Annotated in this window: 11 protein-coding genes; 7 read left to right on the top strand and 4 right to left on the bottom strand. The window is 33.3% G+C overall.

Going from position 1 to position 12,136, the window contains the following annotated elements:
• The first annotated feature begins 110 nt into the window (after nucleotides 1-110).
• Together IMCC3317_RS01375 and uvrA are read left to right on the top strand one after the other, a co-directional pair.
• Nucleotides 111-488 (top strand): hypothetical protein, encoded by a 378-nt coding sequence (locus IMCC3317_RS01375; protein WP_160127719.1) that lies wholly within the window; start codon nucleotides 111-113, stop codon nucleotides 486-488.
• Between the two features lie 60 nt (nucleotides 489-548).
• Entirely contained in the window at nucleotides 549-3,383 is a 2,835-nt protein-coding gene (uvrA, locus tag IMCC3317_RS01370; RefSeq protein WP_160127718.1) for an excinuclease ABC subunit UvrA, read from the top strand.
• A 71-nt stretch (nucleotides 3,384-3,454) separates the two neighbouring features.
• On the opposite strand, the gene IMCC3317_RS01365 is transcribed toward uvrA, so the two are convergent.
• On the bottom strand, nucleotides 3,455-3,715 hold the full coding sequence (locus tag IMCC3317_RS01365) for a hypothetical protein (RefSeq protein WP_160127717.1): 261 nt from the start codon (nucleotides 3,713-3,715) through the stop codon (nucleotides 3,455-3,457).
• 470 nt (nucleotides 3,716-4,185) lie between these two features.
• Nucleotides 4,186-5,613, bottom strand: a complete 1,428-nt coding sequence (locus IMCC3317_RS23635) for an LGFP repeat-containing protein (RefSeq protein WP_160127716.1) — start codon at nucleotides 5,611-5,613, stop codon at nucleotides 4,186-4,188.
• Nucleotides 5,614-5,960: 347 nt separating this feature from the next.
• Here IMCC3317_RS23635 and IMCC3317_RS01355 point away from each other — a divergent pair, with 347 nt between their 5' ends.
• The 5 genes from IMCC3317_RS01355 to IMCC3317_RS01335 all read left to right on the top strand — a co-directional run bounded on the left by IMCC3317_RS01355 (nucleotide 5,961) and on the right by IMCC3317_RS01335 (nucleotide 11,467).
• Nucleotides 5,961-6,650: an LOG family protein gene (locus IMCC3317_RS01355; RefSeq protein ID WP_160127715.1), complete on the top strand. Its 690-nt coding sequence runs from the start codon at nucleotides 5,961-5,963 to the stop codon at nucleotides 6,648-6,650.
• Between the two features lie 40 nt (nucleotides 6,651-6,690).
• The gene (locus IMCC3317_RS01350) at nucleotides 6,691-7,953 is read left to right on the top strand and encodes a T9SS type A sorting domain-containing protein (protein ID WP_160127714.1); all 1,263 of its coding nucleotides are present in this window, start codon (nucleotides 6,691-6,693) and stop codon (nucleotides 7,951-7,953) included.
• Entirely contained in the window at nucleotides 7,954-10,779 is a 2,826-nt protein-coding gene (locus tag IMCC3317_RS01345) for a gluzincin family metallopeptidase (RefSeq protein ID WP_228054906.1), read from the top strand. It abuts the gene before it with no gap.
• Nucleotides 10,780-10,943: 164 nt separating this feature from the next.
• On the top strand, nucleotides 10,944-11,180 hold the full coding sequence (locus tag IMCC3317_RS01340) for a hypothetical protein (protein ID WP_160127713.1): 237 nt from the start codon (nucleotides 10,944-10,946) through the stop codon (nucleotides 11,178-11,180).
• Nucleotides 11,165-11,467 (top strand): type II toxin-antitoxin system RelE/ParE family toxin, encoded by a 303-nt coding sequence (locus IMCC3317_RS01335; protein WP_160127712.1) that lies wholly within the window; start codon nucleotides 11,165-11,167, stop codon nucleotides 11,465-11,467. Before IMCC3317_RS01340 ends, IMCC3317_RS01335 begins: the two co-directional genes overlap by 16 nt.
• 211 nt (nucleotides 11,468-11,678) lie before the next feature.
• Here the strand turns inward: IMCC3317_RS01335 and IMCC3317_RS01330 are convergent, their stop codons facing one another.
• Together IMCC3317_RS01330 and IMCC3317_RS01325 are read right to left on the bottom strand one after the other, a co-directional pair.
• Nucleotides 11,679-11,861 (bottom strand): type II toxin-antitoxin system RelE/ParE family toxin, encoded by a 183-nt coding sequence (locus IMCC3317_RS01330; RefSeq protein WP_160127711.1) that lies wholly within the window; start codon nucleotides 11,859-11,861, stop codon nucleotides 11,679-11,681.
• Nucleotide 11,862: 1 nt separating this feature from the next.
• Nucleotides 11,863-12,099, bottom strand: coding sequence for a hypothetical protein (locus IMCC3317_RS01325; protein WP_160127710.1), 237 nt, complete (start codon nucleotides 12,097-12,099; stop codon nucleotides 11,863-11,865).
• Nucleotides 12,100-12,136: the final 37 nt, after the last annotated feature.

The following is a 12,136-nucleotide window of genomic DNA, read 5'->3' as shown; positions in this document are numbered from 1 at the left end:
TGTTTCGGAGTTTTTTTTGTGAAACTCAGTTTTGAAAAGCCTTTTTAAATTGTAAGTTGAACTAATCTCACTGAAAAGTGAGATCTGCCTCAATATTTACGGAAGTATTTATGAATACACTATTTGAGTATACATATAATGTCTTAATTTGGATTTCTGACTACACAGGATTCACGTACAAAGAAATCAACATCATTATATGGTTTTTTCTAATACCACTTTCGTGGATGTTACTCTTAGATAGAATTTACAAGCAGAGAAAATGTACCATTATATTCTTAGGAATCAATATCGCTTCACTCCTATTCATTATAGATTTTACAAAATTCTGCAATTGGCTCTTTCAACAATCAGTTGATTTTTTGAATACATTCAATACTGTCGGAAGTAACTATGTAACTTCTTCTGTGGTAATTTGTGTGCTTATTCCAATAGTTATTTATGTAATTTTGATTTGGAAAGCGTTTTTTAGGAAAAGTAAGGAATAACAATTATTCTTGCTTTATAACTGCTTCTAAAATTCGTACCTTTGCGTTTTGCAAAAAACTATGACGAAATACGAAGAAAATATAGAAGTGCAAGGTGCCAGAGTTCACAACCTAAAGAACATTGATGTTACAATTCCGAGAGAGAAATTAGTAGTCATTACAGGACTTTCAGGAAGTGGAAAATCATCCTTAGCTTTTGATACCATTTATGCCGAAGGACAACGAAGATATATTGAAACATTTTCTGCGTATGCACGCCAATTTTTAGGCGGACTAGAACGACCTGATGTTGATAAAATTGATGGACTTTCGCCTGTAATTGCCATCGAACAAAAAACGACCAGTAAAAGTCCACGTTCAACCGTTGGAACAATTACTGAAATCTATGATTTTCTACGCTTACTTTTTGCAAGAGCTTCTGATGCATATAGTTACAATTCTGGCGAACAAATGGTCAGTTATAGTGACGAACAAATCAAAAATTTAATTCTAACCGATTTCAACGAAAAACGCGTCAACATTCTCGCGCCAGTAATTCGCTCACGTAAAGGACATTACCGCGAATTATTCGAAAATATTGCCAAACAAGGATTTGTAAAAGTGCGTGTTGATGGTGTTATTTTGGACATCGAAAAAGGAATGCGATTGGATCGCTACAAAACACACGAAATCGAAATCGTAATTGATAGATTAGTCATAAATGATGAAGTTGACAACGACAAACGATTAACGGAAACGATAAAAACGGCAATGTATCACGGAGATGATGTATTAATGGTCATTGATCAAGATGCGCCAAAAGAAGCACGTTATTTCAGTCGAAATCTCATGTGTCCTTCTTCTGGAATCTCGTATCCAAATCCTGAACCAAATACGTTTTCGTTCAATTCTCCGAAAGGAATGTGTCCAAATTGCAACGGATTGGGAACGTTATATGAAGTAAATGATGCGAAAGTAATTCCAGATCCAAAAGCAACAATCAAAGCTGGTGGAATTGCGCCTTTGGGCGATTATAAAAAGTCGTGGATTTTCAAACAATTGGAAATCATTGCGGAACGTTTCGACTTCAAACTAAACGATCCAATCAGCGAAATTCCAAAAGAAGCAATGGACGTTATTCTAAATGGCGGAAACGAAAAATTCTCCATTGTTAGCAAAACGTTAGGTGTAACGCGCGATTACAAAATTGATTTTGAAGGAATTGTAAGTTTCATCAAGCATCAATTCGAAGACAGCGAATCATCATCGATAAAACGTTGGGCAAAAAACTATATGGACAGAGTAAATTGTCCTGAATGTAAAGGTTCGCGCCTGCGCAAAGAATCATTATATTTTAAAGTCAATAAGAAGAATATTGCAGAATTAGCGGATATGGACATTGTCGAATTATCTACTTGGTTTAACGATTTAGACAAACATCTATCTGAAAAACAACGAAAAATAGCAACAGAAGTCGTAAAAGAAATTTCTACTCGATTGAGATTTTTATTAGATGTTGGTTTGAATTATCTCGCATTAAACAGAAGTTCAAAATCATTATCTGGTGGAGAAGCACAACGAATTCGACTTGCCACCCAAATTGGTTCACAATTAGTTGGTGTTTTATATATTTTAGATGAACCAAGTATTGGATTACACCAAAGAGACAACGAAAAACTAATCAATTCGCTTGAATCTTTACGTGATATTGGAAACTCTGTAATCGTCGTAGAACACGATAAAGACATGATAGAACGCGCCGATCACGTTATTGACATTGGTCCGCATGCAGGAAGACATGGCGGCGAAATTATCTCAGAAGGAACTCCACAAGAATTATTAAAACACGATACATTAACGGCTGCATATTTGAATGGAAGCAAGCAAATCGCAATTCCGAAAGAACGCAGAAAAGGAAACGGTAAAAAATTAGTCTTAAAAGGCGCGACAGGAAACAACTTAAAAAATGTTTCGGCAGAATTTCCGCTCGGAAAAATGATCGGCGTTACAGGTGTTTCTGGAAGTGGAAAATCGACTTTAGTCAATGAAACACTTTACCCGATTCTGAACGCACACTTTTTCAATGCTGTCAAAGAGCCAATGCCGTACAAAAGCATCAAAGGTTTGGAGCATATTGACAAAGTAATTGACATTAATCAATCGCCAATTGGACGAACTCCGCGATCAAATCCTGCAACATACACAGGCGTTTTTAGCGAAATAAGAAGTCTATATGCAAAAACGCAAGAAGCAATGATTCGTGGTTACAAACCGGGGAGATTCAGTTTCAATGTAAAAGGCGGACGTTGTGAAACCTGTCAAGGTGGCGGATTGCGCGTGATTGAAATGAACTTTTTACCAGATGTATATGTAGAATGTGAAACATGTACAGGAAAGCGTTTCAATCGTGAAACATTGGAAATTAGGTACAAAGGAAAATCAATTGCAGATGTTTTAAGCATGACGATGAACGAAGCTGTAAATTTCTTCGAACACATTCCAAAAATATTCAGAAAATTAAAAACAATTAAAGATGTTGGTTTAGGTTATATCACACTCGGTCAGCAAAGTACAACGCTTTCTGGTGGCGAAGCACAACGTATAAAACTCGCAACTGAACTCTCCAAAAGAGACACAGGAAATACATTTTATATCTTAGACGAACCAACTACAGGATTGCATTTTGAAGATATTAGAGTCCTAATGGACGTGTTAAATAAATTGGTAGACAAAGGAAATACCATTGTTGTCATTGAACACAATATGGACGTTATAAAAATGACCGATCATATTATTGATATCGGCTATGAAGGCGGAAGAGGCGGCGGAGAAGTCATCACAATAGGAACTCCGGAAGAAGTTGCCAAACATAAAAAAAGCTATACGGCGCATTTTTTGAGGAAAGAATTGGCATAAAAAAGCTGTGATTTCATGCTATAAAAGTTATGAAATCACAGCTTTTTCAAGATGTAAAACGGTTCAAATCTTTAACAATGTATTAATGAATGGTGAGGATCTTGTGGACAATTACATTGTGATTCAAATCCTACACAAACGTTAGCGGGTTGAGATGTTCCACAAACATCTTTTGTTGGACATATTGCAATGTCCTTTGTTGGGCATATTGCAATGTCTACACTAACACATGGTAAAAAATTTGTAAAAATTCCTCCTTGTAAATTTGATGCACTTAAATTAGAAATGCTTTTTTTATTAAGTTTTAGCTTTGTTAATTTCTTTTTTTTCATAATTTCCAAAGTTTAAGTTAATTTCTATAAGATACAAGATTTAATTAGCATTTTAGTAAGGAAAAACCGTACTATACATACGGCATGTTTCTGATTATTAAGTTTTTAACCTATTTTTTTCGAAAGAAAAATAACTTGCAAGCACTAGCATAACTCTCCATTTTAAAACAATATTTAATGTTAGATAGATTGTATTTTTAGATAAAATAGGGTCTTATCTAATGAGATTGAAAGTTGTGAAAGTCCCTTAGAAAGGAATAAAAATGCTACTAAACACAAAAAATGTCAAACAGCGCATTTCTTGAAGAAAGAGTTGAATTAAAATCTAAACTTCGATAGCTTCGCTAGGTATTTTCAATCAAAATATATTTTTATTTCAATAATGCTCTGTATTCGAGTTAAAAACTAAAAAAGCTGTCTAAAATTAATTCTAGACAGCTTTTCAATTATACATTCAGCAATATTAAAAACTATAATTTATCTAGTTTATCTTGTGCGACACCTGCGACCACTTTTCCAAGAATATCTCCTCTAAAGTACAATTTGATTCCTCCATCTTTCATTACTTTAAAACTTAAGAAACCTGTATTTTTAGGCACATCACCCAATTCAAGAGCGTCTTTAAAGCCTTCTAAAATTCCTTTTTTCAATCCCGCTAGTAATTTACTATTTCCAGCTCCTGAAGTATGAATATGCCAATGATCTAACTTAGCCGTTAACTTACAAGCAACTTTTCCATCAGGGTTTTTATTACTTTCAAAAGCTATTCTTAACGTAATTGTATACGAAGGATTTGGAATAAAAAAGATTCCACTCTCATAATCTCCTTTTATTTTAAAGGTTACCTTTCTATTTTTACTCCGTGTAAAATCATATCCTGTATTCCCTACACTAGAAATTCGAACAGAATCTACATTCAAATCTTTTTGTCCTTTGGTTTTCTCTTTAAAAATTGTTTCAAACAATGAACGTACTTTTCTTCCGCTTAATTTTGCTGTATTAGGATTTTCTTCTGCGTTATTATTCCAAATAATTACTCCATTTTGAAAATCACTAAACCACGTATTCTTATTTGGGTCAATTTTAATTTCATCAGAAGTTGGATACCCGTAAATTCCACGTTCCCAACCAGTTTTTGCCCACTCATGTCTAATAGCGCCTCTTACCAATTTTGGTCCCGTAGTTGGATGCCAATAAATACTTCCATTACCTGAAAAATGATTAAATCTACCTTTAGTATCTGGAGTTGTAGTTTCGTCAGTTACAGGAAGTGCCAACGCATTATTCGGTCCGCCTACATTATTATATTTCAAACGAATAGCGCCGTGAATTTCTTGTGGTCCTGTTTTTGGTGAACAATAAATATCACATTTTTGAAAAGTCACTCGCTTTCCTCCTTTTACTGTTGTCGGAGCATTAATATTAGACGTTGCTGCGCCTGTAAAACCAGTTCCTAGTGTTTGTGCTTTTGCTTTAATTCCGTTGGTACAATCTCCATCCGCAAGTACTGTATTTGTAATAAGCAATGTGATGTCTGCGTAATCGTCTCCTTCGTCAGTATTTCGTACTCTAAAAGAAACTGTTTTTGTTTGATTTGCAGCAATAACAGCACTTTTAGAAGCAGTTCCATCTAAATCAGATGTATTTGTAGAAGAACCTTCAAATAGTTTTGCATATTCTTTTACAGAAACGGAACCATTTGAATTTTGTGTAAACTTAATCTTCAATTCTATACGAACTTCTCCTCCACATCGTCCTATAAAGAACAGGTTATTTGTCTTTTTTCCAGCGTCTAATAAAAAAAGCCCTGAGTTTCGAACGGTTCTTCGTTCATTTGATCCGAAATTTTCATGATCTACAATTTTCATTGTAGATACATATTGTATTTTACTTTGCATGATATTTTATTTTTTTGGTTATAAACTTAAAATCTCCCGGGAAGTCATTCTTAAAGTTTTTTCTTAAAAATGACTGAAACAAAGAACAAACATATTCGAAAGAAAAAACACCGTCTTTTTCACTATTAACAGACAGTAAAACACGGTTAAAGATTACGTGTAAAAAATTGAACTCATTATATTTGCCTCAGGAAATAACCCTATCTAATCAAGCTATTTCCCCTTTTACAAAGAAAAAAATCGCAAATGCTTCATCAAATAATTTTATGTTAATAACCTCAAAAAGTTTCACATCATATCTATATAAAATAGTATCTTAGCACGTTTTGATTAAAAATTACATGAACATGAGAAAAGAAAAGAACAATAAAGGTTGGAATGAAATAAAAACAAACGATTCTTGGGCGCTTTTTAAGATAATGGGCGAATTCGTAAACGGATTCGAGAAAATGAGCCAAATAGGTCCTTGCGTTTCCATCTTTGGATCTGCGCGTACAAAGCCAGACAATAAATACTATAAACTTGCACAAGATATTGCACATAAAATTGTAGATCACGGGTATGGAGTCATTACTGGCGGTGGACCAGGGATTATGGAAGCTGGTAACAAAGGTGCGCATTTAGGTGGCGGAACTTCCGTTGGATTGAATATTGTATTGCCTTTTGAACAACACGATAATCCATATATTGACCAAGATAAAAGTATCAACTTTGATTACTTCTTCGTACGTAAAGTAATGTTTGTAAAATATTCGCAAGGATTTGTAGTAATGCCAGGTGGATTTGGAACTTTAGATGAACTTTTTGAAGCGATTACACTGATTCAGACGAAAAAAATTGACAAATTTCCTATTATTTTGGTTGGAACCGAATTTTGGTCAGGTTTAATGGATTGGATAAATGCAATACTATTAGAAAAGTTCGCTACCGTTAGCGCGCATGATTTAGACCTAATTCACATTGTCGATCATGAAGATGAAGTATTAGATATCTTAGATGCTTTTTACAACAAAAAAGATTTAAGTCCGAACTTCTAACAAGAAGTTTTTATAATGTAGAATAATTGCTCCCAAAAAAATGAAAAAAATAGGAATCCTACTTTGCTTTTGTTTAGGAATCTATCAAGCTAATGCACAAGAGAACATTAAAACGATGTTTTACAATCTCTTAAATTATCCTGATATTTCTTCCGATAGAATAGACGATTTGGAAATTATACTAGCTGATTATCAGCCAGATATATTTATGGTATGTGAATTAAATGATGTATTTGGCGCCAATCAAATCTTATTGAAACTTCAAGGAATCAATCCAGATTACCAACAAGCAACATTTTTTACAAATACTTCAGATGATAACTATGGTGACTTTAATGATTTGCAAAACCTACTCTATTACGACAGTAGTAAATTTATCTTAGAAAGTCAAGACATTGTACAAACAACGATTCGTGATTTTAACAGATATACTATCAAATTAAACTCTGTAAACCAAGCAACAAACCCAATTCGGTTGGAAGTCTTTGTTGGACATTTAAAAGCAGGAAACAGTCCAGAAGATGAAGCAAAACGCTTTTTAATGGTAGAAGAATTAATGTCATATCTTTCTAATCTTGACGCGAATAGTTATGTATTATTTGCTGGCGATCTGAATTTATATACAAGCAATGACATTACTTTCAACAAACTAACAGATCCAACGGAACACATTCCATTAACAGATCCTGTAAATCGTTTGGGCGATTGGCATAATGAAAGCAGTTTCGTTGATGTATTCTCACAATCAACACGTACACAAGGTGGTTTAGGTGGCGCATCTGGTGGATTTGATGATCGTTTTGATTTCATTCTAACATCCGAAAACATGTTGACAAACACCGATTTATACTATCTAGCAAACTCGTATAAATCGTTTGGAAATAACTTAAATCCAGCTTGTTTCAATAGCGCCATTAACTCCGTAGATTGTGCTCCTTTGTCAGGTTCAACCACAAATTACTCGCAAGCACTTCGAAATACATTACATGACATGAGCGATCATTTGCCTGTTGTCATGGAATTACAAACTAATGAGCAATTACTTAGCACTTCAGAATTTGTAGCAACGAGCACATTGCAGTTTATTCGAGGAAATGTAGCAGAAAATCAATTGTCTTTTGTGTTAAATTCTACCCAAAAGGACAATGAATATATCATATATGACGTTTTAGCACGTAAATTAACAGCCGGAAAGGTAAAAATGAACGCTATTACAACCATAGATGTTTCAAACCTACCAAAAGGCATTTACTATTTGAAAATTGACACCTACGCAGAAACTAAAAAATTTATAAAAAGATAATTGAATACGATACGCACCCATTTCGGATTTTACCTATTATTTCTCCTAAGCATTTCAGCTTTCGGACAACATAAAAATACGGTTACAGCAACATTACATGCTGAAAGTAATACGATCACTATTGTTCAGAAAATCACGTATGTGAATGAAACTGGTGAAACGCTCAACGAAATCTATCTCAATGATTGGAATCACGCATTCTCTGGAAAAGATACGCCTTTGGCAAAACGATTTGCAGAAGAATATCGTAGAAATTTTCACTTAGCCAGAAAGAAAAAACGTGGAAATACAACTATTGGTAACATTTCCGCAAACGGAACTTCCGCAAACTGGGAACGTTTAAAAGAGCAAGTAGATATTGTAAAAATTACGCTTAACAAATCGTTAAAACCAAACGAAAGTATTTCAATCGATCTTAACTACGAAGTAAAATTACCAAGTGACGAGTTTACACGTTATGGTTACAAAGACGATGGCGATTTCAGTCTAAAATATTGGTATATGACGCCTGCCGCGTACAACAACGGCTGGAAATTATACAGTAACAAAAACTTAGACGATTTATACACGGAACAAGCGGAACACGACATTACGCTCATTTTTCCTAAGAAATACAACGCAATTTCGAATGCTGACACTGCTGTAGAAGGTGAAAACGGAATTGTTCAACTTTCTGCTAAAAATGTAAAAGACGTTACCATTTTATTGCGTCAGAATTCAGAATTCCAAACGTTTCAAACGGATAAAGTAAACATCACGACAAACTTATATGCATTCGGTTTGGATGATAAAATGAAAGCGATTGCTATTGACAAGGTGGTTCAATTCATTCATAAAAATTTAGGCGAGTTTCCAAGAGAAAACATGATGATTTCTAAAATTGACAACAAAAAGAATCCTGTGTATGGATTGGGTCAATTGCCATCATTTATCAGACCTTTTACAGATGATTTTCAATTCGAGATGAAAATCTTAAAAGCAGTTTTGACCAAAAATTTAGAGGAATCTATGTGGATGGACACGCGAAAAGAAAAGTGGATTTCGGATGCGTTAGAAACCTATATGTTAATGGTTTATGCTGAAACGTATTATCCGCATATGAAGTTAACTGGCGGATTATCAAAGATTTGGGGAGTTCGTTCGTATGAATTTGCAAAACTAGAATTCAACGATCAATATCCGTTTTTATTCATGTTAATGGCACGTAAAAACATTGATCAGTCGCTAAGTACTCCAAAAGATTCGTTGACAAAATTCAACAATAATATTGCTAACAAATACAAAGCTGGCGTTGGATTGAAATACTTGAAATCGTACTTTGATGATGCAATTATTGATGATTTTGTAAAAGAATTCTATACGACAAATCGTTTGAAAAAAACGAGTCGTACAGACTTTGAAAACTTACTACAATCCAAAGCTCCAAAAGATATTGATTGGTATTTTGACAATTATGTAGATTCAAGAAAACGAATTGATTACAAGATTAAAAAAGTCAAAAAATTAGACGATTCATTACAAGTTACCATTCAAAATAAATACAATGGCAACTTCCCTATTTCGTTGTTCGGAATTAAAAATGATTCGGTTGTTTCAAAATATTGGATTACAGATATTGGCGAAAAGAAAACCGTGACTATTCCGCGCGACGATGTTGATCGTTTGGTTTTGAATTATGACAAAATTATTCCAGAATTTAACCAAAGAGACAACTGGAAATCGTTAAATGGCTTCTTTTCAAACAATAAAAAATTAAAGTTCACTTTTTTTAAAGATGCTGAAAATCCACATTATAATCAGGTTTTTTATGTGCCAATTGCGCAATTTAACTTGTATGACGGATTTACGCCAGGAATGCGATTCTACAATAAAACATTCTTAACCAAGCGTTTATTATATGATATAAAACCTTCGTACGGATTCAAATCGAAATCGTTAGTTGGTTCGGGAAGTGTTTCTTATCGTCATGATATTGACAGTAAAAGCGATTTGTATTTTGCTCGTTTTTCCATGTCTGGAAATTACTATCATTATGAAGATGACTTAGCGTACACGCGATTTGTGCCGAAAGTAACTTTTGGTTTTAGAAATCCAGATTTCAGATCGAATCAAAAAGAATTCTTAGATTTTAGATACATTATTGTAAAACGAGATCAACCGACAGATATAACGGATATTACTTTTGAAAATGAACCAGATTACAGCGTTTTCAATGCGCGTTATGTATATTCAAATCCTGATCCATTGCGTCATTTAACATGGTTTACGGACTTTCAATTGGCAAAAAGATTCTCTAAAGTTTCGTTCAACTTAAATTACAGAAAATTATTTCAAGATAACCGACAATTAAACGTGCGTTTCTTCTTCGGAAAGTTCTTATTTAATGATACAAACTCAGATTTTTTCAGCTTTGCGCTCGATAGACCAACGGATTATTTGTTTGATTATAACTATTACGGACGTTCTGAAGACACCGGATTATTCAGTCAGCAATTAGTAGTCGCAGAAGGTGGATTTAAGTCAAAACTAGAAAATCCATTCTCAAACGATTGGATTGGAACCGCAAATGCGAGTTACAGTGTTTGGCGTTGGATTGAAGTCTACGGCGACGTTGGAATCTTAAAAAATACAGATGCAAATGCACGATTTGTATACGATTCTGGAATTCGTTTAAACTTAGTTCCTGATTATTTTGAATTGTACATTCCACTATATTCTAACAATGGTTGGGAAATTGCACAGCCAGGTTTTGATCAACGCATCCGATTCATCGTAACGTTAAGTCCTAAAACATTGACGAAATTATTCACACGGAAGTGGTTTTGATTGGGTTTTTGAAAACAGTTAAAATAAACAGAATTCAATACAACACTAATTTTAGAAAGTGTTTTTTATTCGGCTTAATATTTTTCAGTTTTCATCGTGATTGGGTAAGAATACAAAAATACAGAACGGAAATTGTATATTTGTCATGCTAAAAGTATAGAATTATGGATTTACAAGCAGATTTAAAATGGATACATCAAGAGTTAGATACTATAAAAGATCCAACCATTATAGAGGCAATTAAAGACATGTTAAAATACCGAAAAAAAACAGCTTCTCAGCGTATAAGTGTTGAGCAATATAATAAAGAAATTGATGTGTCAATTGAGCAAATAGAAAATGGAAAAACCTATACACATCAACAAATGGGAGAACGTATTAAGCAATGGTCAGAACAGTAATTTGGACGCTTCAAGCTGATGCAGAATTAAACAATGCTTTTTTAGAATTATTAGAGCAATCAAAATCGATTGAACTAACAACAAGAATTATTGCAGAAATTTACGAATCTGCTTCTATATTAGCAGCCAATCCTGAGGTTTATAAATTAGATATACTTAAACAAAATAACGAAGGAAATATTAGAGCCTTTGAAAAACATACGTATAGAATATCATATCTTATTGAAGAAAAAGTAATTTACATTATTCGTGTAAAACATGCCAAACAAGAGCCTTTAGAATATTAATTACTGCGCTGAAATCCAGTTCTTTCATACTTTAAAATCCGTTATTATTTATACAATATCTGAACAGAAATGTTTTTTATTCAGTTATAGATTTTTTAGTATTCATTTTGATTGGATCTTGTCTAGTATCAAAAACGTCATTTATAATAATTTGATTCTCGAAAATCCTGTAAATCAATTTATAACTTCCACTAACTAAATATCTGTGTTTTTATTTAAGCTTTTCGAGGTTGTATTCAATTTGTCCTGATTCGGGATTATCCTTGAGTTGACTTGTAGATTCAAGTAGTTGCTTTCGAATTTTGTGTGCAACCTTTTTGGATACTTTGATGGAATAATAGTCAACTATCTTTTTAAAATTATCAATCGCAAAATCAGTCCAAATTATGTTCATTTTACCAATTTGAAGATGTTTTTTCTAAATCTTCTTGACTTTTAAATCTTCCATTTTTAAAATCTAATTCAGATTCTTCAATGCGAATTATTAATTCATTAATAGTAAAAGGTTTCAATTCAGAACGATGCTCATTTTCTCTTTTCAAGATATATTTTTCTAACTTGTCAAAGAAAATTTCATCTTGCAGTTTAGCTAAATATGTTATTAAATTCTTTTTTCGAGTTTGAAAATCCATAATTGAAATTGTTTTAATCAAAGATACTAATTTATCA

Origin of the sequence: Kordia antarctica, from assembly GCF_009901525.1 — a bacterium.
GTDB lineage: Bacteria > Bacteroidota > Bacteroidia > Flavobacteriales > Flavobacteriaceae > Kordia > Kordia antarctica.
The sequence above is the reverse complement of the archived record's forward strand: the minus strand, read 5'-3'. Positions and strand labels throughout refer to the sequence as shown.